Origin of the sequence: Erwinia sp. V71 (genome assembly GCF_965644245.1) — a bacterium.
In the GTDB taxonomy this organism is placed as follows: Bacteria; Pseudomonadota; Gammaproteobacteria; order Enterobacterales; family Enterobacteriaceae; genus Erwinia.
In genome coordinates this window covers 18,587-42,623 of sequence record NZ_CBFFRK010000018.1, presented here as the reverse complement: position 1 = coordinate 42,623, position 24,037 = coordinate 18,587, and the positions used below count along the sequence as shown (strand labels likewise).

General features: G+C 54.9%; 29 protein-coding genes. 13 read left to right on the top strand and 16 right to left on the bottom strand.

Annotation, left to right across the window (positions count from 1 at the left end; genetic code table 11):
- Positions 1 to 422: 422 nt before the first annotated feature.
- From flgL to flgB, 10 genes are all read right to left on the bottom strand, one after another.
- Positions 423 to 1,388, bottom strand: a complete 966-nt coding sequence (gene flgL / locus ACSZO1_RS06615; RefSeq protein WP_437610731.1) for a flagellar hook-associated protein FlgL — start codon at positions 1,386 to 1,388, stop codon at positions 423 to 425.
- Positions 1,389 to 1,414: 26 nt separating this feature from the next.
- Positions 1,415 to 3,073, bottom strand: a complete 1,659-nt coding sequence (gene flgK / locus ACSZO1_RS06610; protein ID WP_437610729.1) for a flagellar hook-associated protein FlgK — start codon at positions 3,071 to 3,073, stop codon at positions 1,415 to 1,417.
- 130 nt (positions 3,074 to 3,203) lie between these two features.
- On the bottom strand, positions 3,204 to 4,148 hold the full coding sequence (gene flgJ / locus ACSZO1_RS06605; protein ID WP_437610727.1) for a flagellar assembly peptidoglycan hydrolase FlgJ: 945 nt from the start codon (positions 4,146 to 4,148) through the stop codon (positions 3,204 to 3,206).
- Positions 4,148 to 5,257 carry a flagellar basal body P-ring protein FlgI gene (locus ACSZO1_RS06600; RefSeq protein WP_437610725.1) on the bottom strand — a complete coding sequence of 370 codons (1,110 nt, stop codon included), beginning with the start codon at positions 5,255 to 5,257 and terminating at the stop codon, positions 4,148 to 4,150. The genes flgJ and ACSZO1_RS06600 overlap by 1 nt, the downstream gene beginning before the upstream one ends.
- Before the next feature lie 9 nt (positions 5,258 to 5,266).
- On the bottom strand, positions 5,267 to 5,968 hold the full coding sequence (gene flgH / locus ACSZO1_RS06595) for a flagellar basal body L-ring protein FlgH (protein ID WP_437610723.1): 702 nt from the start codon (positions 5,966 to 5,968) through the stop codon (positions 5,267 to 5,269).
- A 73-nt stretch (positions 5,969 to 6,041) separates the two neighbouring features.
- Positions 6,042 to 6,824: a flagellar basal-body rod protein FlgG gene (gene flgG, locus ACSZO1_RS06590; RefSeq protein ID WP_437610721.1), complete on the bottom strand. Its 783-nt coding sequence runs from the start codon at positions 6,822 to 6,824 to the stop codon at positions 6,042 to 6,044.
- A 17-nt stretch (positions 6,825 to 6,841) separates the two neighbouring features.
- Positions 6,842 to 7,600 carry a flagellar basal body rod protein FlgF gene (locus ACSZO1_RS06585; RefSeq protein WP_437610719.1) on the bottom strand — a complete coding sequence of 253 codons (759 nt, stop codon included), beginning with the start codon at positions 7,598 to 7,600 and terminating at the stop codon, positions 6,842 to 6,844.
- 14 nt (positions 7,601 to 7,614) lie between these two features.
- Entirely contained in the window at positions 7,615 to 8,286 is a 672-nt protein-coding gene (flgD, locus tag ACSZO1_RS06580) for a flagellar hook assembly protein FlgD (protein ID WP_437610717.1), read from the bottom strand.
- Between the two features lie 12 nt (positions 8,287 to 8,298).
- Positions 8,299 to 8,703 carry a flagellar basal body rod protein FlgC gene (gene flgC / locus ACSZO1_RS06575; RefSeq protein WP_437610715.1) on the bottom strand — a complete coding sequence of 135 codons (405 nt, stop codon included), beginning with the start codon at positions 8,701 to 8,703 and terminating at the stop codon, positions 8,299 to 8,301.
- 3 nt (positions 8,704 to 8,706) lie between these two features.
- Positions 8,707 to 9,120, bottom strand: a complete 414-nt coding sequence (gene flgB, locus ACSZO1_RS06570) for a flagellar basal body rod protein FlgB (protein WP_437610713.1) — start codon at positions 9,118 to 9,120, stop codon at positions 8,707 to 8,709.
- A gap of 157 nt (positions 9,121 to 9,277) precedes the next feature.
- On the opposite strand from flgB, the gene flgA reads away from it, so the two are divergent.
- The 3 genes from flgA to flgN all read left to right on the top strand — a co-directional run bounded on the left by flgA (position 9,278) and on the right by flgN (position 10,774).
- Complete coding sequence (flgA, locus tag ACSZO1_RS06565; RefSeq protein WP_437610711.1) at positions 9,278 to 9,937, top strand: flagellar basal body P-ring formation chaperone FlgA; 660 nt, start codon at positions 9,278 to 9,280, stop codon at positions 9,935 to 9,937.
- 97 nt (positions 9,938 to 10,034) lie between these two features.
- Positions 10,035 to 10,337 (top strand): flagellar biosynthesis anti-sigma factor FlgM, encoded by a 303-nt coding sequence (gene flgM, locus ACSZO1_RS06560; protein ID WP_437610709.1) that lies wholly within the window; start codon positions 10,035 to 10,037, stop codon positions 10,335 to 10,337.
- 5 nt (positions 10,338 to 10,342) lie between these two features.
- Positions 10,343 to 10,774, top strand: a complete 432-nt coding sequence (gene flgN / locus ACSZO1_RS06555) for a flagellar export chaperone FlgN (RefSeq protein ID WP_437610760.1) — start codon at positions 10,343 to 10,345, stop codon at positions 10,772 to 10,774.
- 136 nt (positions 10,775 to 10,910) lie between these two features.
- Here the strand turns inward: flgN and murJ are convergent, their stop codons facing one another.
- From murJ to rimJ, 4 genes are all read right to left on the bottom strand, one after another.
- A complete protein-coding gene (gene murJ / locus ACSZO1_RS06550) occupies positions 10,911 to 12,449 on the bottom strand; it encodes a murein biosynthesis integral membrane protein MurJ (RefSeq protein WP_437610707.1) in 1,539 nt (512 codons plus the stop codon).
- A gap of 249 nt (positions 12,450 to 12,698) precedes the next feature.
- Entirely contained in the window at positions 12,699 to 13,625 is a 927-nt protein-coding gene (locus tag ACSZO1_RS06545; RefSeq protein WP_437610705.1) for a Gfo/Idh/MocA family protein, read from the bottom strand.
- Position 13,626: 1 nt separating this feature from the next.
- Positions 13,627 to 14,277 carry a YceH family protein gene (locus ACSZO1_RS06540; RefSeq protein ID WP_437610703.1) on the bottom strand — a complete coding sequence of 217 codons (651 nt, stop codon included), beginning with the start codon at positions 14,275 to 14,277 and terminating at the stop codon, positions 13,627 to 13,629.
- 14 nt (positions 14,278 to 14,291) lie between these two features.
- A complete protein-coding gene (rimJ, locus tag ACSZO1_RS06535) occupies positions 14,292 to 14,888 on the bottom strand; it encodes a ribosomal protein S5-alanine N-acetyltransferase (RefSeq protein WP_437610701.1) in 597 nt (198 codons plus the stop codon).
- A gap of 298 nt (positions 14,889 to 15,186) precedes the next feature.
- Between rimJ and mdtH the strand changes: the two genes are divergently transcribed.
- From mdtH to solA, 8 genes are all read left to right on the top strand, one after another.
- Entirely contained in the window at positions 15,187 to 16,392 is a 1,206-nt protein-coding gene (mdtH, locus tag ACSZO1_RS06530; protein ID WP_437610699.1) for a multidrug efflux MFS transporter MdtH, read from the top strand.
- A gap of 103 nt (positions 16,393 to 16,495) precedes the next feature.
- The gene (gene grxB / locus ACSZO1_RS06525; RefSeq protein ID WP_437610697.1) at positions 16,496 to 17,143 is read left to right on the top strand and encodes a glutaredoxin 2; all 648 of its coding nucleotides are present in this window, start codon (positions 16,496 to 16,498) and stop codon (positions 17,141 to 17,143) included.
- A gap of 139 nt (positions 17,144 to 17,282) precedes the next feature.
- A complete protein-coding gene (locus ACSZO1_RS06520; RefSeq protein WP_437610695.1) occupies positions 17,283 to 17,846 on the top strand; it encodes a lipoprotein in 564 nt (187 codons plus the stop codon).
- A 269-nt stretch (positions 17,847 to 18,115) separates the two neighbouring features.
- Entirely contained in the window at positions 18,116 to 19,162 is a 1,047-nt protein-coding gene (gene pyrC, locus ACSZO1_RS06515) for a dihydroorotase (RefSeq protein WP_437610693.1), read from the top strand.
- Positions 19,163 to 19,233: 71 nt separating this feature from the next.
- The gene (gene dinI / locus ACSZO1_RS06510) at positions 19,234 to 19,479 is read left to right on the top strand and encodes a DNA damage-inducible protein I (RefSeq protein ID WP_437610691.1); all 246 of its coding nucleotides are present in this window, start codon (positions 19,234 to 19,236) and stop codon (positions 19,477 to 19,479) included.
- A 156-nt stretch (positions 19,480 to 19,635) separates the two neighbouring features.
- A complete protein-coding gene (locus tag ACSZO1_RS06505; protein ID WP_437610689.1) occupies positions 19,636 to 19,911 on the top strand; it encodes a hypothetical protein in 276 nt (91 codons plus the stop codon).
- Between the two features lie 225 nt (positions 19,912 to 20,136).
- Entirely contained in the window at positions 20,137 to 20,391 is a 255-nt protein-coding gene (gene bssS, locus ACSZO1_RS06500) for a biofilm formation regulator BssS (protein ID WP_437610687.1), read from the top strand.
- Between the two features lie 102 nt (positions 20,392 to 20,493).
- Positions 20,494 to 21,609, top strand: coding sequence for an N-methyl-L-tryptophan oxidase (solA, locus tag ACSZO1_RS06495; RefSeq protein ID WP_437610685.1), 1,116 nt, complete (start codon positions 20,494 to 20,496; stop codon positions 21,607 to 21,609).
- Positions 21,610 to 21,613: 4 nt separating this feature from the next.
- On the opposite strand, the gene ACSZO1_RS06490 is transcribed toward solA, so the two are convergent.
- The gene (locus ACSZO1_RS06490; RefSeq protein ID WP_437610683.1) at positions 21,614 to 21,763 is read right to left on the bottom strand and encodes a hypothetical protein; all 150 of its coding nucleotides are present in this window, start codon (positions 21,761 to 21,763) and stop codon (positions 21,614 to 21,616) included.
- Positions 21,764 to 22,106: 343 nt separating this feature from the next.
- On the opposite strand from ACSZO1_RS06490, the gene ACSZO1_RS06485 reads away from it, so the two are divergent.
- Both ACSZO1_RS06485 and ACSZO1_RS06480 read left to right on the top strand, forming a co-directional pair.
- Positions 22,107 to 22,661, top strand: coding sequence for a cytochrome b (locus ACSZO1_RS06485; protein ID WP_437610681.1), 555 nt, complete (start codon positions 22,107 to 22,109; stop codon positions 22,659 to 22,661).
- Positions 22,662 to 22,686: 25 nt separating this feature from the next.
- The gene (locus ACSZO1_RS06480; protein ID WP_437610679.1) at positions 22,687 to 23,259 is read left to right on the top strand and encodes a YceI family protein; all 573 of its coding nucleotides are present in this window, start codon (positions 22,687 to 22,689) and stop codon (positions 23,257 to 23,259) included.
- A 46-nt stretch (positions 23,260 to 23,305) separates the two neighbouring features.
- On the opposite strand, the gene ACSZO1_RS06475 is transcribed toward ACSZO1_RS06480, so the two are convergent.
- The gene (locus ACSZO1_RS06475) at positions 23,306 to 24,037 is read right to left on the bottom strand and encodes a DUF1989 domain-containing protein (RefSeq protein WP_437610678.1); all 732 of its coding nucleotides are present in this window, start codon (positions 24,035 to 24,037) and stop codon (positions 23,306 to 23,308) included.

Below are 24,037 nucleotides of genomic sequence, written 5' to 3'. Positions count from 1 at the left end.
CACTCTCTCCCGGTGACGGGAGAGACAGGAATAAGCCGGTTCTCTGATACTGTTTCTGAGAGCAACATAAAATCCCCTGGCAATGCCGGGGGATTTTTTTTATCTGCAGCCACCTTATCCTGTCTGCTACGGGCATCACCGGACATCTTCTCTCCCATACATGGGAGGAGAATCAGGCAGGGAAAGGAAGTAACCCGGTGTTAATTGTTCCCCTATCCCAACCTTCCCCCGCGTCGCGGGGGAAGGTGCGGTCAGTGCAACCAGTCAGCCAGTCAGCCAGTCTGCAGGCTACAGCCTGGAAACTGATGACTCGCCGGCTCCGCTCACATCACAGGCAAAAAAAATCCCGTTATCCACTTGCGCAGCTAACGGGAAAAAACAAACGTGCCCGGTTTAAGCACGTTTAAATTTTTGAGATAAGGTTATGAATTCAGCTGGAACAGTGACATCTGCGACATACTGCTAAAGGTCGAATAAGATGCCTGCAATGCCGCCTGACGCATGGTGTATGAAGAAATAGAGCTGGTGATATCGGCATCCACCAGATTACTCATCTGAGTGGTGTAGGTCAGATCGCGATCATCACCCAGGCTATCCAGGTTCTCCAGTTCCTGCAGCTGAGTACCAGTTTCAGAACGTACAGAGAGCACATTGTTCAGTGAGTTGCTCAGGCTGCGGTTCGCCTTGTCAATTGCCGCGCTGTACGCCTCTGTCACCGTTGAATCCTGACCATCCTGCGGCACTTTCAGTGCGGCAATCGCATCATTCAGCATGGTGAACAGATCGTTTTCAGCGGTGCCATCATCTTCCAGCTTGGCGGTGCTGGTCAGCGACTGGAAAATTTGCTCACCGGTATGGCTGACGGTCATGGTACGCGTGGAGTCAACTTTCTGCGTAATCGCTTCATCGCCCCCCACATAAGTCACTGCACCGGTGGCCTCATCCTGCACGAAGGGTGCCGTATCGGTCTTATAGCCGGCAAACAGATAGCGGCCATTACCGTCGGTGGTGTTCGCCAGGTTCAGAATCTGATCGCGAATACCTTCCAGCTGGGTTGCCAGCGAGGCACGGTCATCGTCGTTCAGCGTACCGTTACCGGCGTTAACAATCAGCGTCTGTGCAGACTGAATGCTGGTGGTGACGTTTTGCAGCGTGCTCTCTTCCAGCGACAGGTTCTGGGTAGCGAAGTCGCGAGCCAGCGAGTATTGCTTACTCTGCGCCTGAGTCTGTGCCAGCAGAATGGCGTTCGCTGATGCAATCGGGTCATCTGACGGGTTAACCACCCGCTTGCCGGAGGACATCTGCTCCCCGGCCTGCAGCCAGGAAGACTGTGCGTCAAGAATTGACTTGGTCTGCTGGCTGTACATCATCACGGTACTAATACGCATGGTGTTAAATCCTTATTCGTTACTGATTAACCACGAATGCTCATCAGCGCATCGAAGATGGTGGATGCTGTCTGCAACACCTGGGCGTTTGCCAGGTAATACTGCTGGAATTGCTGCAGGTTGACATACTCTTCATCCAGACTGACGCCGGAAATGGATTGCTGGCGCTCAGTCAGCTGGGTCACCACTTCAGACTGAGTGGTGCTGGCGGTTTCCAGTGAATTGGTTTTGTTACCAACCACACTGACCATCTTCGCATAGGCCTGGCTCAGCGTCTTGCCGCCACTGACTAATGATGCGGTTTGCAGATCCAGTAATTTCTGCGCGTTGGTGTTATCGCTGGCACCGCTGTCAGCAGCTGATGCTGCAGCAATCTGGCCTTCATCAGTGATAGCAACGCTCATATTGACGATGGCATTGGACACTGGCTTCACGACAAAGCTGTCTTTCGCTGCCGCACCCGTTGCATCGCTGATGGTGACTTCCAGCCCGTCGAAGCTCAGGGTTGGTTCGCCAGTATCTGCATTGGTGCCAGTGGTCACGGTAGCCGTGGTATTGTCTGACAAACGCGTGACGGTCCAGCTGGTGCCGTTGTAAGCCACTTTATAATCGCTCGCCTGCACTTCGCTGCTGTCGCGGCTGGTCACTGACAGACTTGCGGTGCCGGTATTTTTACTGTTGGCGGTCACAGATGCCGCGCCAATGTTAAAGAATGTGCCGCCCTGTGCACCATCGGCATCATAGCCTTCAGCGTGCTGCGCGTTGAACGCATCCGCGAATACCAGCGCCATCTGGTTCAGGTTGTTACGTGCAGTGGTCAGGTCTTCGCTGCGGAACTTCAGCGTACCGCCCAGTGAACCGGTGGTAATCTGACTTTCCGGAATTTCAACATTACCGGCAGCGCTGTCGACATAACCGACAGTCAGTTTCGATGCGTCAGCGCTGGAATTCATCGCCACCAGCTGACGGGTCGTGTTGCCCGTGACCAGTGTCAGGCCGTTACCGATAGAGATGTTGTAGTTACCATCCTGTTCAGAAACGGTCACACCGATAACATCGTTCAGTTCACTCACCAGCTGGTCGCGCTGGTCGAGCAGGTTGTTTGGCGTTGCGCCACCTGCCGCCGTCAGCTTGGTGATCTGCTGGTTCAGGCTGGCAATCTGGGTGGCATAGGTGTTGATCTGATCGACACTGGAGCTGATGGTGGTGTTCACACCCGCATCCAGATTACGCAGATATTCATCTGTGGTCTTGAACTGGCTGACCAGTCCCTGTGCCTGACTCAGCAGCGTCTGGCGCGCAGACGCATCGTCGGCACTGCTCACCACGTTCTGTACCGCAGTGAAGAAGCTCTGCAGGGTGGTAGACAGGCTGGTGGTTGAGCTGGCAAACAGATCATCAATGTTAGAGATCTGGTTGTACTGCGTCGTCAGCGCACTGCTGCTGGCGCTGGCGCCACGCAGCTGATTGGTGATAAAGGAATCGTACTCACGGTTGATACCGACCACATTGACACCGTTACCATAGTAACTGTTGCCCACCATGGTGCTGCTTGCCTGGCTTAACAGAACGGTCTGTCGTGTGTATCCGCTAACTGTATAGTTACTGATATTGTTACTGGTGGTATTAATTGCCGCCTGTGCGGCTGACAAACCGCTCAGTGCGGAGTTAATTAAGCTGGACATGTCGGTTCCTCGTTTTCCCGTGCAACGCGCGGGCCGGCATTTGACTATCAGGTCGCCGGTGAGACGTTGTTCCTTCTGCCCGGCCTGTAGTTGTTATCGGCGTTCTTAAGTAAAACTTGAGAGAAAAAAATCAGAATAAGGTGCTCAGATCGCTGCTGTAGGCTTTCGCCACTTTGTCGCCCATTTGCTTAAATTGCTGGATCATTCCCGTCAGTTTCTGCGCATAGTTTGGATCGGTCGCATACCCTGCCGCCTGCAGTGCACGGGCACCTTGTTCTGCGGTTGAGGCATTCGCCACCGCGGCATAACGCGGGTTATTACTCAGCAGATTGACGTAATCTGTTAATGCTTCGGTGTAAGAACCGTAAACACGGAAACTGGCTTTCACTTTTTTCGCTACGCCATTTTCATATTCGGTAGTGGTGATTTCGGTTTTCTCACCGTCCCAGTTGCCCGTGGCTTTAATGCCGAACAGGTTGTAACTTGGCCGTCCGTCGGCGGTCATAATCTGCCGCTGACCCCAGCCGGACTCCAGCGCGGCCTGCGCCAGAATCAGATGATGAGGAATGCCGCTCTGCGCACTGGCCTGCTGCGCGGGTTGTGACAACCTGGCAAGAAACTCGCTGCTGCTGCCGCTCATCTCTGCTCCGCCGCCCGAGGTGGACAGCTTCGGCACCGCGCGGCGCACCATACGCTCCAGTTCTGCAGAGGGCATATTGTTAAAGAAGGTGCGATCCAGCGCCATCGGGATGGTTCCGGCTTTCTCATCCGGCGCGGTGGAAGGCATCATCTGTTTCACAATCAGATCTGCCATCCCCAGCCCTTTGGCACCAATTTGTTGCGCAATCTGCTGATCGTACATTGAGGTGTACATACGCGTCTGTTCCGTGCTGAACAGGCCATCCTGCGGCAGTGCCTGACGCATGCTTTTCAGCATCATCTGCACAAACATGCCTTCGACCTGTTTCGCCACTTCTAACGCCTTGCCCTTCGGATCCTGGCTGACCTGATGTTTCAGGTCGTTCAGTGAGCGGCTGTCGTAAGCCGCGCTCATCAGCGATTGCGTATCGTTCATTAGATCACTTCCAGTTTGGCGCGCAGACAACCCGCGCTCTGCATGGATTGCAGGATAGACATCAGATCCATCGGCGTGGCACCCAGCGCGTTCAGCGCACGGACCACCGTATTCAGGTTGGCGCTGGCGTTCACACGCTGCAACGCACCGCCTTCCTGACGCAGATCGATCTGAGTCTGTGGCGTCACCACCGTCTGACCACCGGCCAGCGGCGTATTCGGCTGGTTGACGTTCTGAGTCTGATTCACTGTCACGGACAGATTGCCCTGCGCGACCGCACAGCTGCTCAGTGTCACTTCGCGGTTCATCACCACCGAACCGGTACGCGAGTTGATAATCACTTTCGCGTCCTGAATTGGTACGGAAACGTCGATGTTCTGAATATCTGCCAGCAGACGAACCTGTGAACTGTTATTCGCCGTAGTGCGGATCTGCACCGTGCGGGCATCCAGCGCAGTCGCAGAACCATAACCGCCGCGGCTGTTAACCGCATCGGCGATTCGCTGCGCCATCGAGAAGTCTTCTTCGTTCAGCTGCAGATTGATGGTGTTCTGGGTACCAAAGTTGCTGGCCAGTTCACGTTCAATCGTCGCGCCGCCGGTGATACGGCCACCGTTAAGCTGGTTCACCTGCACGCTGCTGCCGCCTGCTGCTGCACCGGCACCGCCGACCAGCACGTTACCCTGCGCCAGCGCATAGATCTGGTTATCGACGCCTTTCAGCGGCGTCATTAACAGTGTGCCGCCACGCAGACTTTTGGCGTTACCCATCGAGGAAACAACAACATCAATCTGCTGCCCCTGACGACCGAAAGCCGGCAGTTTGGCCGTGACCATCACTGCCGCCACGTTTTTCAGCTGCATATTGGTACCAGACGGCACGGTAATGCCCAGCTGGGACAACATGTTGTTCAGCGACTGGGTGGTGAATGGCGTCTGCGTGGTCTGGTCGCCAGTACCATCAAGGCCAACCACCAGACCGTAACCGATCAGCGAGTTATCACGCACGCCCTGCACGGTGGTCAGATCGCGAATGCGGTCGGCCGATGCCAGCGTACTGAAACCGAGCAGCAGGGAAAATGCTGCACGAAGGAAAAGTGATTTACGCATAGTAACCTCTTAGAACGGTGCCACGTTCAGGAAGAAACGTTGCAGCCAGCCCATATTCTGCGCTTCGTTGATGTAGCCGTTGCCGACATACTCGATACGCGCGTCTGCCACCTGGCTGGAGACAACCGTGTTGCTTCCGCTGATGGTGCGTGGATTGACCACGCCGGAGAAGCGAATAAATTCAGTGCCCTGATTGATGGCAATCTGCTTCTCACCCACCACTTTCAGGTTACCGTTCGGCAATAGCTGATTAACGGTAACGGTGATGGTGCCGGTAAAGGTGTTATTGGCAGATGCCCCACCTTTGCCTTCGAAATCGTTTTTGCCGCTGGCTTCGGCGCTGGCTTTATCACCATCCAGCAAGCCGGCAAGCGCACGTGGTACAGCAGTCAGGCCAACAGTGCTGCTGCCGTCACGGCTGGCGTTAGCCGAAGAACTCTTACTGGCGCTGACGTTTTCCTGCAGCGTGATCGTCAACGTATCGCCAATATTACGTGGACGGCGATCCTCAAACAGTGGCTGGTAGCCGTAGTTCATCGGCATCACCCCCTGGAAAATCGACCCGTTCACCACAGGTGGTGAAGATGGCGTCGGTTGCGCCGTCGTCGAACCTTCAACCAAAGGGGTGCGCGGGATAATGGCGCAACCGTTAAGCGTCAGCAGCAAACCGGCTACCAACAAACGAGGCTTGAGATGTAATTGCTTCGCCACGGAATCACTACCTTTTTAAGAGTCTGTATGAGGGCGGGAGAGATTCCCGCCCTTACTGCTAAGGTCTGCGACCTTATAACTGCGACAGTTTCTGCAGCATTGCATCCGAGGTGCTGATCGCCTTACTGTTGATCTCGTAAGCGCGTTGCGTCTGGATCATGCTAACCAGTTCTTCCGCCACGTTGACGTTAGAGGTTTCGACGTAGCCCTGATACAGCGTGCCCGCGCCGTTGTTGCCTGGCGCACTTTCCGTTGGCGCGCCAGAAGCCTGGGTTTCCATGTACAGGTTCTCGCCCACGCTCTCCAGACCAGCATCGTTGACAAAGGTCGCCAGCGTTAACTGTCCAACCTGCACCGATGCTGCGTTGCCCGCCTGGGTCACGCTGACAGTACCATCACGGGCCACGGTCATACTCAGAGAGTTCGCCGGGATAGTGATCGCTGGCTGTACCGGGAAGCCACTGTTAGTCACCAGCTGGCCGTTAGAATCGGTCTGGAAAGAACCGTCACGGGTGTACGCCGTGGTGCCATCGGGCATCTGCACCTGGAAGAAACCCTGGCCGTTGATCGCCACATCTTTCGATGAGCTGGTCTGTGACAGGTTACCCTGGCTGTGCAGACGCTCAGTCGCGACCGGACGCGTACCGGTACCAATCTGTAAACCGGTTGGCAGTGTCGTCTGTTCGGAAGACTGTGCGCCTGGCTGACGCAGAGTCTGATACATCAGGTCTTCGAATACCGCACGCTGACGTTTAAAACCGTTGGTGCTGACGTTCGCCAGGTTGTTGGCGATAACGTCCATATTGGTCTGCTGGGCGTCAAGGCCGGTTTTTGCAATCCATAAAGAACGAATCATGTTATTTTCCTCTGGCCTTAACTGCTCATGTTAAGGATCTGGTTCGCGCGCTGGGCGTTTTCATCGACGCTGGAGATAACCTTCATCTGCATCTCAAAGCGGCGGGCGTTGGCGATCATATCGACCATGGTTTCAACCGGGTTGACGTTGCTGCCTTCCAGCACGCCAGGGTTTACGCGTACCGTCGCGTCAGCCTGCAGCGTGGCGCCACGTTGCTGCTGGGCCGTCGTCGTCAGGCGGAACATGCCGTCATCACCACGCGTCAGCTCAGAACCTTCGGCCTTAACCAGCTTTAAGCGTCCCAGCTGGATAGTGGCGTTAGGTGCATCGCCCGGGTTTAACGCAGTAATAGAACCGTCTGCGGCAATGGTCAGTTCAGCATTTTCCGGCACCGCAATCGGGCCGTTGTCACCCATCACCGGGTTGCCCTGAATGGTCAGCTGTCCGGTCGGACTGACCTGGATGTTACCGTTGCGGGTGTACGCCTCGGTGCCATCGGCGGTCTGTACGGCCAGCCAGCCATCCTGCTGCACCGCGACATCCAGAGGACGTTCGGTGTATTCCATCGAACCCGGCGACATATCGGCACCAGGCGTTGAAGCAGTCACCAGCGTACGTGTTGGCAGCGACAGCCCTTCAACCGGCACGGCACGCAGCGCATTCAGCTGCGCACGGAAGCCCGGTGTCGAGGCGTTTGCCAGGTTACTGGCAGTCACTGCCTGCTGGTTGAGCGTCTGGCTGGCAGCGCCCATTGCGGTATATATCGCGTGATCCATAATCCAGGCCTGTGTTAGATAATCTGACGAATGTCATCAAGGGTGGCTGTACCCATGGTGCCCAGATCCAGCACCGCGCCATCATCATTGGTGCTCACACCGTTCACCAGCGCGTAGTTCAGCGGCTGAGCGACCAGCTGGTCTGAACCACTGGTTGCGGAAATGGTGAAGGTATATTTGCCGTCTGGTGCGGTAGTGCCATCAGTGAGCGTGCCATCCCATGAGTAGCTGTGAACACCTGCTGTCACCGCGCCGAGATCGATGGTACGAACCACGGCACCGCTGGAATCTTTAATGGTGACCGTCGTCGCAGTAGAAGCCTGCTCCAGTTCCAGACCAAATGGTGTGGTCACACCGCTGCCGACCAGAATCTGCGAACCATCCACCATCACACCCTGACCGACCAGCGTCGCCGCCTGCAGCGACTGGTTGCTGTTAATCTGGGTAGAAATCGAAGACAGCGTGGTGTTCAGCTTCTCAATACCGCTCAGGGTGTTGATCTGCACCAGCTGGGTGGTCAGTTCGTTGTTTTCCAGCGGGTTGGTCGGGTCCTGGTTTTTCAGCTGTGCAACTAACAGCGTCAGGAACTGACTTTGCAGGTCGGAAGAACTGTTACCAGTGCTGCTGGTACTGGTCGTACTGACACTGGTGGCTGTTGTGTCGTTGACGTTTACTGAAATACTCATGGTTATTCTCCGTTATTGACCCATGGTCAGTGTTTTCATCATCATCGTTTTCACGGTGTTGAGGACCTCAACGTTGGCCTGATAGCTACGCGACGCAGACATGCTGTTGACCGTCTCGGCCACCACGTCCACGTTAGGCATCTTCACGTAACCTTTCTCATCCGCCATCGGATTGCCCGGGTCATACACCAGCCTGGCAGGCGTCGGATCATCAACCACTTCAGCCACTTTCACCCCACCGGTTGCCTGCCCCGGTGCAGCATTGACCTGAAACACCACCTGCTTCGCCACATAAGGCTGACCATCAGGCCCGGTGACGCTGTCGGCGTTTGCCAGGTTACTGGCGCTGACGTTCATACGCTGTGACTGTGCAGTCATCGCCGAACCGGCGATATCAAAAATATTCAGAAGTGCCATACGTTATTGCCCCTGCAGGACGTTCATCATCCCTTTCAGCTGACTACTGATCAGCGTCAGATCGGTCTGATATTTCAGGCTGTTATCCGCGAACTGCGTACGCTCACGATCCATATCTACCGTGTTGCCATCAGCCGCGGGCTGATCGGGAATGCGGTACATCAGGTCAAGTGCAGGCTTTTGCACGGTCTCCGCCGGAATATGGCGTGCCGACGTTAACGCCAGCGACATGCCTGAGCCCTGCGCACGACCCTGCTCCAGTGTCTTTTTCAGTTGGCTGGCAAAATCAATGTCGCGCGCCTGATAGCCCGGCGTGTCAGCGTTGGCGATATTGGACGCCAGGATCTCCTGGCGCTGAGCCCGCAGGTTAAGCGCTTCAGTGCCAAAATTGAGCGCTGCGTCCAGTTTGTCGAGCATGCTTCCTCCGCAAAGTGAGAATTTCGAGCTGACAGCATAAGCGTGGGGAGTAAAGAGCTATCGAATGAATAGCGCTAAAAATCGTCGTTATTTTCCGGCTTGACTTGTCGCGCGTACGCGTAGAATCAACGCCATCTTGCTAAGTGGAGAGATGACGATGCGTATAGCAACTCCTTTACTGGCGGGCCTGCTCGGCCTGTTGAGTCTGCAAAGTCATGCAGCGGATTTAACTGCTCAACTGACACAGTTTTTTAAAGCGCGCGATCCTGCTCATGCCGCCGGTATGACGGTGGTGGTACGCACCCCTGCCGAGCAGTGGCCGCAATGTGATGTGCCCTCTTTCAGCCTGCCCGGCAACGCCCGGATGTGGGGCAATATCAGTGTGGCCGCCAATTGCGACCAGAATCGCCGCTATCTGCAGGTACAGGTCCAGGTGACAGGTGACTATGTAGTGGCGAAGCGCCAGGTGCCTCGCGGCAAAGCGCTGGAGGCGGATGATATGGCCATTAAGCGCGGGCGACTGGATACACTGCCATCCCGCGCGATGACCAGTCCGCAGCAGGCGATGGATGCCATCAGCATGCGTGACATTGCGCCCGGCCAGCCGCTGACCCTGACGATGGTACGTCAGCCGTGGCGGGTAAAAGCGGGACAAAACGTGGTGGTGATCGCGCAGGGCGACGGTTTTAGCGCCACCGGTGAAGGCCGGGTACTGAACAATGCCACCGCCACGCAACCGGTACGCGTCAAGATGAATAATGGCCAGGTGGTCAGCGGAAAAGCCGACGCGGATGGGAATATTCTTATATCGCTATAAAAGGCTAAAGCTTGTCGCTATTCTGCCGATAGAGGGATTAACAAAGATATTACTATTTTAATCATCCATCGTCGTGGGAAGTGACAGGAGCAGAATTATGAGCATCGACAGAACTCAGGCAATCAAACCAGCCAGCACAGTTCAGGCACGTGATAACAATGACAGTAGCAGCAGTAAAGTCCGCCAGGCGGACAGCGCTAAGGTCACAGACAGCAGCGCAACACAGGTTAAACTGAGCGAAGCCCAGGCGCAACTGATGAAGCCAGGCAGCCAGGATATTAACCTCGAGCGCGTGGAACAACTTAAAACCGCTATTCGTAATGGCGAACTGAAAATGGACAGCGGCAAAATCGCCGACGCCCTGCTTCAGGAAACTCAGGACTACTTACAGGGTAACTAATGGCTATGAACAGCTTACTGACCGCGCTGGATAAAATGCTGGAAGTCCTTTCGACACTGACGGAAGTGCTCGATGCTGAACAGTTTCAGCTTTCATCAGGTCGCATCAACAGTAGTTTACTGCAGAAAATTACTGAAGATAAAAGTTCGCTGTTGAATACCCTGAACTACCTCGACGGGATGCGCCATCAGGCGGAGAAGGTGCTGGGCATTCAGGCACCCTACGCTTCTCAGGCGGAGCTGGCCCAGCGCTGGGAACGCGTGCAAAAGATGACGCGAAAACTGCATAACACCAATCAGCACAGCGGTCTGCTGCTCAAACAGCAAATAAAATATAACGAGCAGGCGCTGGCGATACTCAAACCGCACCACAGCCAGGCGTTCTACGGTCCAAATGGTCAGGGGCAGGCAACAGCCTCAGCCCTGCCAAAAGTATAATATTTTTGCCGACGGTATAACGCCGTCAGCCCATTCAAAACATAAAGATACACACAGCAACCACTTTATTGCCCCCATTTATGGGGGCAATCTGCTTATCTCCTTCCCCCGCTCATGCGGGGGAAGGGGCTAAAAGCTACGCCACCGTGCGACGGGCAAAATCACGCACCCGGAAGCCCATCAGCGCCAGCATGATAAAGTAAACCCCACCACCGACCGCGCACACCGCCGCCAGACGCAGCAAGCGCCAGGCCATATTGCCCACCGACCAGTCCGGCATCAGCATATTCATCCCCACCAGCGCCGCCGCCATCATCGTCACCGCAATCGCGAGGCGGAACAGGAAACCCCGCCAGCCCGATTGTGGCTGGAAGATTTTCTGCTTACGCAGCTGCCAGTAAAGCAGTGCCGCATTCAGACAGGCCGCCAGACCTATCGACAGCGCCAGCCCGGCATGTTTCAGCGGACCGATAAACGCCAGGTTCATCAGCTGTGTCACAATCAGCGTAACAATGGCGATCCTGACCGGCGTTTTAATGTCCTGCCGCGAGTAAAAGCCGGGTGCCAGCACTTTCACCACAATCAGTCCCATCAGCCCCACCGAATAGGCGATCAGCGCACGCTGGGTCATCGCGGCATCAAAAGCTGTAAATTTACCGTACTGGAACAGCGCTACGGTCAGTGGCTGCGCCAGGATACCCAGCGCCACCGCACTCGGCAGCGCCAGCAGGAAACAGAGACGCAGCCCCCAGTCCATCAGACGTGAATACTCTTCCTGATTGCCGCTGGCAAAACTCTTCGCCAGTGAAGGCAGCAGAATCGTACCCAGCGCCACGCCCAGCACGCCGGAAGGGAACTCCATCAGACGGTCGGCATAATACATCCACGACACGGAACCGGAGACAAGGAAAGAGGCGAAAATGGTATTGATAATCAGCGAGATCTGGCTGACCGAGACCCCCAGGATTGCCGGGCCCATCTGCCGCATCACACGCCATACCCCGGCATCTTTCAGGTTCAGCCGCGGCATCACCAGCATGCCAATCTTCTTCAGATGGGGCAGCTGATAACCCAGCTGTAACACCCCACCGACAACGACCGCCCAGGCGAGCGCCAGTACCGGCGGATTAAAGTGTGGCGCGGCAAACAGCGCAAAGCCAATCATACTGACATTCAGCAGCGTCGGGGCGAAAGCCGGAACGGAAAAACGGTTCCAGGTATTGAGAATCGCCCCCACCAGCGAGGCCAGTGAAATCAGCAGGATATAGGGAAAGGTAATGCGCAGCAGCGAGGAGGTCAGCGCAAATTTATCGGCGGTATCGGCAAACCCCGGCGCGGTAATCATAATCACCCATGGCGCGGCGATCATGCCAAGGAAGGTGACCAGCGCCAGCGCCAGTGTCAGCAGTCCGGACACATAGGCGACAAACACCCGGGTCGCGTCTTCCCCTTGTTTGCTTTTATATTCGGCGAGGATCGGCACAAAAGCCTGCGAAAATGCCCCTTCGGCAAAAATGCGCCGCAGCAGGTTAGGCAGTTTGAACGCGACAAAAAAGGCATCCGTCGCCATCCCGGCGCCAAACACACGCGCCACAATGGCATCGCGGGCAAATCCCAGCACACGCGAAAACAGAGTCATCGAACTGACCGCAGCCAGTGATTTCAACAAATTCATGGTTTACTGCACTTCCTGAAAATAAGCGAGCCGGCGAAGTGAGGGCAGGAAAACGCCACGCCCCCGAAGTAGCGGCTAGTCTACTTTGAGGACGAGAGATACACATAATACTTTGTGCAGCCATCGAAATTGAAGCCGCAACTGCGTTGGCTGCGTTCGCTCACCCGAATCACTGACCAGCGTCAGCTCATCGGGATTCACTCGCTTGCCGCCTTGTTGCAACTCCAATTTCTTTGACTGAACAGCAGATTATTCACGATCGGCGTCGCGCCACATTTTTTCGACCACACGCTGCGCCAGCAGTGCCTGCTCGCCGGAGGTTTCAGGTAAAGTCTGATTTTTCACGCAGTCGATAAAATAACGCGCCGCGCCGGCGAAACCGCGCTGTTCCAGTGTGCTCTGCCAGCCTGGCACCGGATCAGCCGACAGACGACCGCCGGTTTCCTGCTGCCAGTCGCGCATATCACTGACCTGATACACGCCACCATCACAAATGGCGCTCACCGACTCACGCTGACTGCCCGCACGACGGTGCATGCTGGTGGTCACCTGAGTGTCACCGACCGTAAAGTGGTGCTCGGCATACAGCATTTCGCCCGCGTCGTTGGTGTGCAGACAACCATTCTGCAACCGTCCGCTGCCACCTGCCAGCCACAGCGCGGTATCCACCACATGCAGATAATCATCCAGCAGAGTGAAACGTAAATCGTGCGGCCCGACGCTGTCGCTGCGATGTTTATCCATGCGAATCGACGCGGTATTGTTCAGACTGGCTTTCAGCTGCAGATAGCGCGGGGCAAAGCGGCGGTTAAAGGCCACCATCAGTTTACGGCCACGTTTATGCGCCAGCTCCACCAGTTGCTCCGCCTGCGCCAGATGCTCCGCCAGTGGCTTATCGACACAGACATCAACCCCGGCACGCAGCAGTTGATCGACAATCGTGAAATGGGTGGCAGTGCTGGTATGCACGAACACGGCATCGCTCTGCGCCGCCAGCTCATCCAGCGTGGCAAAACATGGCATCCGGTAGCTGGCGCAGATACGCTGCGCCTTGTCCTGATTCGGTGAGACTGCCCCCGCCAGCGTCCAGCCATCAGTATGCGTCACCACCGGCAACCAGGCTTTCTGCGCGATACCGCCCAGCCCAACCACACCCACCCGTAACTGCTGTGCCATCTCAGACTCCTTTTTCCGCTAACAACGCCGCCAGTTGCTGCTTCAGCGCCGCGACGTCCTCTTCCAGCTGCGCCACACGCCCGGCCAGCTCGCTGTCATTACTTGACGACGCCATTGCATCCGCCAGTTCAGCTTCGTTCACCTCACCGCTGAACAGGTGCATATAGCGGCTTTCGCGTTTACCCGGCTCACGCGTCAGGCGCACCACGAAAGGCCCGTCTTCGCGTTGCTGCAGCTGTTCCAGCGTCTGTTCCACTTCCGTCATATCAGCAAACTCATGCAGGCGCGTGCTGCGGGTACGCAGTTCGCCCGGCGTCTGTGCGCCACGCAACAGCAGCGTGGTGACCAGCGCCACTTCCGCACTGCTGAGTTTCAGATTGCCAAATTCGGAGTTGCAGAAACGCTGCTCATACTTCACCACCCGATTGCCAAAACCACTCAGCGTACTGAGCTGATGCTTTTTCACCAGCAGGTCGAGCGTATCCTGTACCTGATTGTCGCTCAGCGTCATCACCGGTTCACGGTTGGATTTTTGATTGCAGGCGGTGACCACGCCATTCAGCGACATCGGATACTGATCCGGCGTGGTGACCTGCTTCTCCAGCAGGCAACCGATCACCCGCGCTTCTGCGGGCGTCAGAACGGTTTTCATTACATAACCTCTTGTTATTGTTGCCCGCGGCGGTCTGGTGTCCATTCCCGGGAGGTTAAAGCCGTCAACACATGATCCTGCCAGCGGCCATCAATCAGCAGATAATCTTTGGCATAGCCCTCTTTCTCGAAACCGAGCCGGGCCAGCAACGCGCCACTGCGCGCATTGTGGGGCATATAATTGGCCATAATACGGTGCATACGCTGCTGGCGCTGCATATAGCGAATCGCCGACTGCAGCGCTTCAAACATCATGCCCTGCCCCTGCCATTTTTCACCGAGGGAGTAACCGAGGTAGCAGGCATGAAACGAACCGTGCAGCACATTGCTGAAGTTAGCGACGCCGCGCACTTCAGTCTCTTCCGGGTCCATCACAATAAAATAGAACGCGCTGCCCTGCTTATGCAGATCGGCAATCAGTCCCAGCCGTGCCTGCCAGCCAGAGGGATAGCAGTGGCTCTCATCACGCACCGGCTCCCAGGGTTTCAGAAAGGCGCGGTTTTCCGCGTAATAATCAGCCAGTCGCCAGGCGTCGCGTTCGTGGACCAGACGCACCACGAGCCGGTCTGTAGTCAGGCGCACCTTGGGCGCAGCAGAACGATAGCCAAACATCTTCTCTCCTGAATTTCACGGCCGATAAAAGAAATTAATTGAAGCAGACACCACGACTTACCTGGCGCAGCTCATCCACAGCTGCGGGCATTTTGGCTCAGCCTGTCTCCACTATAACCGCCCTCACCCGCACGGGTAAAATACGCCGTTATGCACGTGACGCGAAACCAGCGTAACCGCACGATTTGCACCACTACGATTAAAAAATATCATGTCGTTAATGCTGTGAAAACCAGTAACTTAGGAGGAAAATAGACCAACTGGAAGGTTTCCTCTCTCTTATTGCTCAGGAACAAGCATGTCTCGGGTTACACGGGCGCGTCGCCTCGGTCAGTACTTTCTATTATTAGACAACATGCTGGTGGTGTTGGGTTTTTTTGTCGTTTTCCCGCTGATATCGATTCACTTTGTTGAACAGCTGGGCTGGGCCGCACTGCTGGTGGGCATCGCGCTTGGTTTGCGTCAGCTGGTGCAACAAGGACTGGGTATTTTTGGCGGGGCGATTACCGACCGCTTTGGTGCCAAGCCGATGATTATTATTGGCATGCTGCTGCGTGCCGCTGGCTTCGCCGCCATGGCGCTGGCACACGATCCCTGGGTATTGATCCTCTCCTGCGTGCTCTCTGCACTTGGCGGTACGCTGTTCGACCCGCCACGCACCGCACTGGTGGTAAAACTGGTGCGTCCACAGCAGCGTGGACGTTTCTTCTCGTTGCTGATGATGCAGGACAGCGCAGGCGCCGTTATTGGTGCATTGATCGGCAGCTGGCTGCTGGCTTATGACTTCCGCCTGGTGTGCTGGGTGGGCGCTGGCGTCTTTGTACTGGCGGCACTGTTCAACGCCCTGCTGCTGCCGGCCTGGCGCATCTCGACCATTCATACACCAATGCGGGAAGGCATGGCGCGGGTGCTGAAAGATCGTCGTTTCTGCGCCTATGTGCTGACGCTGACCGGTTATTACGCGCTGGCAGTACAGGTGATGCTGATGTTGCCTATCGTCGTCAACAAGATTGCCGGCACACCTGGCGCGGTGAAATGGATGTACGCCATTGAAGCGGCGCTGTCACTGACGCTGCTCTACCCGCTGGCGCGCTGGAGTGAAAAACGTTTCCGGCTGGAGCAGCGGCTAATGGCTGGACTGCTGCTGATGACGCTGAGTCTGCTGCCAATGGGCATGGTCAGCAGTCTGCAGCAGGTGTTTATGCTGATCTGCACCTTCTACATCGGCTCAATTATCGCCGAACCGGCGCGGGAAACACTCAGCGCCTCGCTGGCCAGCGCCCGGGCGCGCGGCAGTTATCTCGGTTTCAGTCGCCTCGGCCTGGCGCTCGGCGGGGCACTGGGATACAGCGGCGGCGGATGGATGTTCGATATTGGCCAGGATTTAGCCATGCCGACACTGCCATGGCTGCTGCTGGGTGGCATCGGATTCATTACGCTTGCTGCACTATGGTGGCAGTTCACCCCGCGCCCGGTGGCGCCCGCGATGCTCAGCGGCGGCTAAGCACGGGTTTGCCGTCGCCCTCAATCTGGCCCATACTTCTCCAGTATGATCAAATGATTGCTCGCGCCAATAGCGTGAGCAACACTGATAAGGAGAGGCTCAGATGAAACTGTATATCTACGACCACTGCCCATACTGCGTCAAAGCACGCATGATTTTCGGTTTAAAAAATTTACCGGTTGAACTGGTGGTCCTGCTCAATGACGATGAGCAGACCCCAAAACGCCTGATTGGCCAGAAGATGGCGCCAATCCTGCAGAAAGACGATGGCAGCGCGATGCCGGAAAGCATGGACATCGTCCATTTCATCGACAAACTCGATGGCGCACCGCTGCTGACCGGTAAAACCAATCCGGCAATCAGCACCTGGCTGCGCCACGGGAGCGAATACATTAACAAGCTGCTTTACCCACGCATCGCGGCCGCGCCGTTTGCCGAATTCGCCACGCCGGAAGCACGCAACTACTTTAAAAACAAAAAAGAGGCCAGCGCGGGCAGTTTCACGGAACTGAAGCAGCACTCTGTCGGACTGATTAAAAAAATCAGCGACGACCTGCGCCAGCTGGATAAATTAATTGTGAAAGCTAACGCGGTGAATGGCGAGCTGTCGGAGGATGATATCCATCTGTTCCCGCTGCTGCGTTCGCTGTCACTGGTCGCGGGTATCGAGTATCCAACACGCGTTGCTGATTACCGCGATAATATGGCGAAGCAGACGCAGATTAATCTGCTCTCCTCCGTCGCACTGTAATTCCCCTTCCCTGTCCGGCGGGCGCTGCCGGACATCTTTTGTCGCCTTATGGTTGACGGGATTCAGTGATATCCTGGTGACTAATGCTGCCCGCCAGGGCAAGCTGGCAGCCGTGAACGTTCACACCAGAGGACAGTTAATGAAAAAGGCATTTTTCGGGCTGATGGCCCTGACTTTTATCGGCCTGCTTGCCGGTTGCAGCAAACTGACACAGTACAGCATCAGCGAACAGGAAGTGAACCAGGCGCTGCAGAAACACAACAACTACGAAAAAGATATTGGCGTTTCCGGACTGGCGAACGCGCATATTGTGCTGAGCAACCTCAGCAGCAAGATTGGCCGCGAGGAACCCAACAAAGTCACCCTGACCGGCACGGCGAAAGTCGATATCAGCTCGCTGTTTGGTCCGCAGCAGGCAGAAATGAACCTGACGCTGAAAACACAGCCAGTGTTTGACCAGCAGCAGGGAGCCATTTTCCTGAAAGATCTGCAGATTGTTGATGTGCAGGTGCAGCCGGAGAAAATGCAGTCGGTGCTGAAAGCGCTGACGCCTTACCTGGAACAGTCGCTAAAAAGCTACTTCGAACAACAGCCTGCCTATGTGCTGAGCGCAGATCGCAGTGAGGCGGAGTCGCTGGCGAAGAAATTTGCTAAAGGGCTGGAAGTGAAACCGGGTGAGCTGGTGATTCCATTTACGGATTAACAGGTTTCACTGCCGTGATCCCCTCCCCCATCGCATGGGGGAGAGGGAGCAAATGGCACCGGGTCGGCAGCGCCCCCATCCCGGCCTTCGCCCGCTTGCGGGGGAAGTAGCCGTCTGAGGATACCTTCCAAACCAGATGTTCCCCAGCAAAACCCCAGTTTTTTCTGCCAGACACTATAAAGCATGTGCAATCGGTTGCCTTTATCCTTATGCTTATATCCCGGCTGAAATGCGCCATATGAATTCCCTTCTATGCCGGAGCACAACTGATGACTGCACAACCCGAGAAATTAATTATCCGCCGCCCTGACGACTGGCACATCCATCTGCGTGATGATGAGATGATGAAAGCCGTGTTGCCTTATACCAGTGCGGTGTGCGGTCGCGCGATTGTGATGCCAAACCTGGTGCCACCGGTGACCAGCGTCGCCAGCGCCATTGCCTATCGCGATCGCATCCTCGCAGCCATCCCGGAAGGCCATCATTTCACCCCACTGATGACCTGCTACCTCACCGATTCTCTCGACCCGAATGAGATTGAGAAAGGCTTCAGCGAAGGTGTCTTTACCGCTGCCAAACTTTATCCGGCTCATGCCACGACTAACTCCAGCCACGGCGTGACCAATATTGCCGCCATCGCATCAGTGCTGGAGCGCATGCAAAAAATCGGTATGCCGCTGCTGATCCACGGTGAAGTGACCGACAGTCATATCGATATCTTCGACCGCGAAGCGCGCTTTATTGAAAACGTAATGGACCCGCTGCGTAAACAGCTCCCGGAACTGAAAGTGGTGTTTGAACATATCACCACCAAAGAAGCGGCTGATTACGTCACGGCAGGTAACCACTTCCTCGGTGCCACCATCACACCACAGCATCTGATGTTTAACCGCAACCATATGCTGGTCGGCGGCGTGCGCCCGCACCTGTATTGCCTGCCAATCCTGAAACGTAACGTGCACCAGGACGCACTGCGCAAAGTGATTGCCAGCGGCAACCCGCGTTTCTTCCTTGGCACCGACACCGCGCCACACGCACGCCATCGCAAGGAAAACAGCTTCGGTTGCGCGGGCGTGTTTAACGCACCAACCTCGCTGCCAGCCTACGCGACGGTATTCGAAGAGATGAATGCACTGCAGCACTTCGAAGCGTTCTGCTCCGAAAATGGTCCGAACTTCTACGGTCTGCCTCTGAACGAAGGCACGATTACCCTGGTGCGTAAACCGTACACCGTCACCGAAAGCATCCCGGCGGGCGACGACACCCTGGTGCCATTCCTCGCTGGTGAAACGCTGAACTGGGCTGTGGAAGACTGATTTATTATTTCCCGCTTGCCTCCCTGAATAATTAACTGTATAAATAAACAGTATATTCATCGGAGGCTCTCATGCGTGTAGAAGTCACTGTAGCAAAAACCACTCCCCTGCCCGCTGGCGCGATCGACGCGCTGGCGCAGGAACTGACCAAACGTATCGATAAACAGTTTCCTGAAATGGAAAACAGCGTATCGGTACGTTATGCCAGCGCCAATAATCTCAGCGTGCTGGGCGCCGGAAAAGAACATAAAGACCTGATCAGCGATATTCTGCAGGAAACCTGGGAAAACGCTGACGACTGGTTTATCACGGATTAACACTGTGCTGGTGTTGCTTGCCGGGTGTCGCCACCCGGCTTTTTTTATTGTACGCTTTTGTGCCTTACGCCCTTTCACGGCTGTATCTCTGGTATAGACTGTGATCGGATGATGACATATTCTGGCGCTCGTCATGCTTTACAGGAGGTGCACCCCATGACAACAGAGAAACCTGAAGAGGCAATGACTTTTGGTGAGTTACTGGAGCTGATCCGCGATCAGCAGCATCGTCTTGCGGTGCTGGAGAATGCGTTTACCTCTCTCTCATTTTGCCTGGATGAAAAATCGAACCAGTTGTTGATTCACAATTTGCGCCTGGAAGCGCAAAACCAGAATCATCATGAACATATGCAACAGCATTTTTCCCGCCTCGCGACTGAGCTGGAAAAGCGTACCGGACTGATTAAAGCGCAGCCGGACGCCACCAGCTGAGCAAAAAACTCCCGTCATCTGCTGCGGGAGTTTTTATTTTTCCTGCCCCCTAAAGTGAATAAGTATTCTGCCGAATATAATTTAACCAGCGATTCATTTTACTGGTTGCGCATTTTTCATCCTGCCAATGCTAAATAAGCTGTTATAATTAACTCGCTCTATGAAAAAAAGCCGCATTGAACCTCGATAAATCACTTCGTTCTCACGAGTAATAAGGGGGTTATAATGGACAGAAACAAAGATGTTATCCAAACACATCCCCTGGTTGGGTGGGATATCAGCACAGTAGACAGCTATGATGCGATGATGATTCGTTTGCATTCGCTTTCTTCGGGAGAGCAGGCTGTGGAAGATGCAGACGTGGGGCAGACTTACTGGCTTACCACGGATGTCGCCAGACAGTTTATTTCCATTTTAGAAGCGGGCATCGCGAAAATCGAAGCTGCAGATTACCAGGAACGTGATTACAAGAAGCATTAATGCAATGCTATGTGAACAGAGGCACCCATCATGGGTGCCTTTTTATTGTCTGCGACTTTTTGCTATTCTGACTGAAACCGATTACAGCAGTGAGGAGCACGGATGGTTTACGATCTCATCGTGGTGGGTAGTGGTTCGGTAGGCGCCGCCGCAGGTTTTTATGCTACCCAGGCAGGTCTGAAAGTATTAATGATTGATGGCGCGCATCCGCCGCACCAGGAAGGCAGCCATCATGGCGAAACCCGCTTAATCCGCCATGCTTACGGCGAAGGTGCGCGTTACGTGCCGCTGGTGCTGCGCGCGCAGCAGCTGTGGGATCAGCTGGAGCAGCTGAGTGGCGAACGCATTATGCAGCGCAGCGGCGTGCTCAACCTGGCCCCCATCGCCTCTACATTTATTAATAATGTCATCGACAGCGCGGCGGAATTTGCGCTCAATGTCCAGGTACTGCAGGCGGATGAAGTGCGTAAACGCTGGCCGCAATTTGAGGTTCCCGATGGCTATATCGGTGTCTTTGAGCCGAATTCCGGTTACCTGAAATGTGAAGTCGCCATCCGCAGCTGGATTAGCCTGGCGGAAAAAGCGGGTTGTGCGCAGCTGTTTAATTGCGCCGTGCATCGTATTGAAAAAGAAGGTGAACTGGAAATTGTTCACACGGCTGATGGCCGTTTCCGCGCCCGTCGTCTGTTGATCAGTGCCGGCACCTGGGTGAAGTCTCTCTGCCCGGAACTGCCTGTCACCCCCGTGTGCAAAGTCTTCTCCTGGCATCAGGCCGATGGCCGCTACAGTGAAAATAACCAGTTCCCGGCCTTTAGCGTCGAAATGACCGATGGCCTGCAGTATTACGGTTTCCCGGCGGACAATAACGCGCTGAAAGTGGGCAAACACCAGGGCGGGCAACCGATTGATCGCCCCGACCAGCGCAAACCCTTTGGTGCCTTTGCCGAAGATGGCAGTGAAGTGTTTAATTTTATCCGCCACTTCCTGCCTGGCGTCGGTGTTTGTTTACATGGTGCAGCCTGCACCTATGATAATTCGCCGGATGAAGACTTTATTATTGATACACAACCCGGCCATCCACAGCGCCTGATCATTAGCGGGCTAAGTGGGCATGGATTTAAATTCGCCAGCGTGCTGGGTGAAATTGCGGCGAAATTCGCCGCAGGACAGCACAGCGAATTTGACTTAACGCCTTTCTCTCTGGCGCGGTTTAAATAACACGCTATCCTGTAAGGCGGCGGTATATCCCCGTCGCCTGTTCCTTCGCCAATAAATATTCCCGCCACACGTTATCGCCCGCGCGAAAATTATCATCGTTACGATTTCCATAGTTATTTTTATCATGATTGATAATGAGTTGCTTTTTGTCCATGCAGTTCTGCTGTTGCGCCACCAACGCAGACCCTACCGCAGATAAACTAGCGTCTCACGCTTACATAAAATGACAATGCACTGACAATTAATTGAACAAACATTCAGTTTTTTAGAATTAGATAAAAACCACCCACTTCGATTTTATCGAACTATCATTGATAGTATCGGAACAAAATGTGAAAAAAATCGCAGTCCTACGATAAAACTGAATTTTTCATGAAAATGTCATTCAAATAAAATCATCAAGATTGATTAATTTATTCTTCGGGTAAACTACTGGTTGCATTTTTGTGTCCAGTTGTACAGTCTCATTACCATTAACGATTTTGCGGACTCTTTTTATGCCATTAAGAAATACATCAACCCGCTTTGGCTCTGTCTCGATCATCCTGCACTGGTTGGTGGCGTTAGCCGTTTATGGCATGTTCGCCCTCGGCCTGTGGATGGTCACACTGGGCTACTATGACAACTGGTATCACCAGGCGCCGGAGCTGCATAAGAGCATCGGTATGGTGTTATTTGCCGTGATGATTATTCGCCTCGTCTGGCGTTTTATCTCGCCACCGCCCAAACCCCTCAGCAGCTATTCACCGCTGGTACGCATCAGCGCGGTTGCCGCACATCTGCTGCTGTACGCACTGCTGTTCGCCATTTTGATTACCGGCTATCTGATTTCCACCGCTGACGGCGCCGCTATCAATGTCTTTGGCCTGGTTTCCGTACCAGCCACACTGGCAGGCAGCGGTGAACAGGCCGACCTGGCCGGTGACATTCATCTGTATCTGGCGTGGTCCGTGGTGATTATTTCCGTACTGCATGGCCTCGCTGCGCTGAAACACCACTTTGTTGACCGTGACATCACCTTAAAACGGATGCTGGGTCATCGCATTGATTAACTTTGTTAAATGGAGAACCGACATGTTGAAAAAGAGCCTCTTAGGATTGACTACTGCCGCCCTGCTGCTGGGTGCGGGTTCCGCCGCTGCTGCTGACTACAAAATTGATAAAGAGGGCCAGCACGCCTTCGTTCAGTTCCGTATTCAGCACCTCGGTTACAGCTGGCTGTACGGCACCTTTAAAGATTTCGACGGCTCTTTCACGTTTGATGAAAAGAATCCGGCTGCAGATAAAGTGAATGTAACCATTAACACCAACAGCGTGGACACTAACCACGCCGAGCGTGACAAGCATATCCGCAGCGGCGACTTCCTCAACGTGGCGAAACATCCACAGGCAACCTTTACCTCAACAGAGGTGAAGAAAGAGGGCGACGAGCTGAAAATTACCGGTAATCTGACCCTGAATGGCGTCACCAAACCAGTAACCCTGGAAGCGAAGAAAACGGGCGAAGGTAAAGATCCATGGGGTGGCTACCGCGCGGGCTTTGAAGCGGAAGGGAAATTTGCACTGAAAGACTTCAATATCACCAAAGATCTCGGCCCAGCATCGCAGGACGTTGAGCTAATCATTTCTGTCGAAGGTGTGCGCCAGTAACCGGCCACTGACGATGCCGGGCGGTGCAGCGCATCCCCGGGCATCGTCACTTGACGGCGGACGGCGGAAATAACACTCTTCTCCGCCGTCCTCCGGCATCAGACAACCGGCTCGGCACCCAGGGGCCCTGCAGCGTAATCTGCGGGAAACCACCCGTCAGAATACGCAGTTCGGCATCACGCGGTGTGTTATCGCCCTGCCCCTGAATACTGACAATGTCCTGCGGACAGGCAGAAAACGCCACATAGCAATCCATCTCCGCACGCAGAATAATGTAATCCCCCGGCTTCGTGACCACCTGCAGGGTTTTCAGTGTGATACCGTCTGGCTGTACCTGGATATTCATAAAAATATTAAACGACGCCAGGTTACCGTGCGGCAGCGTTACGCCCAGTTCCGCCATCCCTTCATGCAGGTTATCATGGCAGTTACGATGCGGTTCGCGACAGCCCAGCAGCTCATAACGGCGCGCATCACAGGCAGCCATAAACGTATCGTGCACGCCCGGCGACGTATCCGCCACCAGTGTCAGAATCGGATGGCGCTGGCTGGTGATAAAGCTGTCACCCACTTTCGGGTTGAGGCGCTGGTTCCAGACACGCGTCGCCTCCATAGACATATATTCCGTCACATCCTGCGCATTATATGCCCAGCAGTCGACCACCTGCGTGCCATGCAGGTTGATCACCTGCACGGCTTCACCTTTCTGCAGGCGCACTGCTTTGCCGAAGCGCGCCGGAACAGTTACCACCTCACGTTGCTGAAATTCAGCCGACAT

Bases quoted from the DNA above. Each gene is read 5' to 3' on its own strand.
- flgC (WP_437610715.1), bottom strand. From the start codon at position 8,703: ATGGCACTTCTGAATATTTTTGATATCGCCGGTTCGGCGATGACTGCA.
- flgM (WP_437610709.1), top strand. From the start codon at position 10,035: ATGAGCATCGACAGAACTCAGGCAATCAAACCAGCCAGCACAGTTCAG.
- flgL (WP_437610731.1), bottom strand. From the start codon at position 1,388: ATGCGTATTAGTACCGTGATGATGTACAGCCAGCAGACCAAGTCAATT.
- flgA (WP_437610711.1), top strand. From the start codon at position 9,278: ATGCGTATAGCAACTCCTTTACTGGCGGGCCTGCTCGGCCTGTTGAGT.
- ACSZO1_RS06540 (WP_437610703.1), bottom strand. From the start codon at position 14,277: ATGAAAACCGTTCTGACGCCCGCAGAAGCGCGGGTGATCGGTTGCCTG.
- ACSZO1_RS06600 (WP_437610725.1), bottom strand. From the start codon at position 5,257: ATGCGTAAATCACTTTTCCTTCGTGCAGCATTTTCCCTGCTGCTCGGT.
- ACSZO1_RS06520 (WP_437610695.1), top strand. From the start codon at position 17,283: ATGAAAAAGGCATTTTTCGGGCTGATGGCCCTGACTTTTATCGGCCTG.
- flgD (WP_437610717.1), bottom strand. From the start codon at position 8,286: ATGAGTATTTCAGTAAACGTCAACGACACAACAGCCACCAGTGTCAGT.
- flgB (WP_437610713.1), bottom strand. From the start codon at position 9,120: ATGCTCGACAAACTGGACGCAGCGCTCAATTTTGGCACTGAAGCGCTT.
- murJ (WP_437610707.1), bottom strand. From the start codon at position 12,449: ATGAATTTGTTGAAATCACTGGCTGCGGTCAGTTCGATGACTCTGTTT.
- mdtH (WP_437610699.1), top strand. From the start codon at position 15,187: ATGTCTCGGGTTACACGGGCGCGTCGCCTCGGTCAGTACTTTCTATTA.
- flgJ (WP_437610727.1), bottom strand. From the start codon at position 4,148: ATGAACGATACGCAATCGCTGATGAGCGCGGCTTACGACAGCCGCTCA.
- dinI (WP_437610691.1), top strand. From the start codon at position 19,234: ATGCGTGTAGAAGTCACTGTAGCAAAAACCACTCCCCTGCCCGCTGGC.
- solA (WP_437610685.1), top strand. From the start codon at position 20,494: ATGGTTTACGATCTCATCGTGGTGGGTAGTGGTTCGGTAGGCGCCGCC.
- flgK (WP_437610729.1), bottom strand. From the start codon at position 3,073: ATGTCCAGCTTAATTAACTCCGCACTGAGCGGTTTGTCAGCCGCACAG.
- ACSZO1_RS06505 (WP_437610689.1), top strand. From the start codon at position 19,636: ATGACAACAGAGAAACCTGAAGAGGCAATGACTTTTGGTGAGTTACTG.
- ACSZO1_RS06585 (WP_437610719.1), bottom strand. From the start codon at position 7,600: ATGGATCACGCGATATATACCGCAATGGGCGCTGCCAGCCAGACGCTC.
- ACSZO1_RS06485 (WP_437610681.1), top strand. From the start codon at position 22,107: ATGCCATTAAGAAATACATCAACCCGCTTTGGCTCTGTCTCGATCATC.
- flgG (WP_437610721.1), bottom strand. From the start codon at position 6,824: ATGATTCGTTCTTTATGGATTGCAAAAACCGGCCTTGACGCCCAGCAG.
- bssS (WP_437610687.1), top strand. From the start codon at position 20,137: ATGGACAGAAACAAAGATGTTATCCAAACACATCCCCTGGTTGGGTGG.
- flgN (WP_437610760.1), top strand. From the start codon at position 10,343: ATGAACAGCTTACTGACCGCGCTGGATAAAATGCTGGAAGTCCTTTCG.
- pyrC (WP_437610693.1), top strand. From the start codon at position 18,116: ATGACTGCACAACCCGAGAAATTAATTATCCGCCGCCCTGACGACTGG.
- grxB (WP_437610697.1), top strand. From the start codon at position 16,496: ATGAAACTGTATATCTACGACCACTGCCCATACTGCGTCAAAGCACGC.
- ACSZO1_RS06475 (WP_437610678.1), bottom strand. From the start codon at position 24,037: ATGTCGGCTGAATTTCAGCAACGTGAGGTGGTAACTGTTCCGGCGCGC.
- ACSZO1_RS06490 (WP_437610683.1), bottom strand. From the start codon at position 21,763: ATGGACAAAAAGCAACTCATTATCAATCATGATAAAAATAACTATGGA.
- ACSZO1_RS06545 (WP_437610705.1), bottom strand. From the start codon at position 13,625: ATGGCACAGCAGTTACGGGTGGGTGTGGTTGGGCTGGGCGGTATCGCG.
- rimJ (WP_437610701.1), bottom strand. From the start codon at position 14,888: ATGTTTGGCTATCGTTCTGCTGCGCCCAAGGTGCGCCTGACTACAGAC.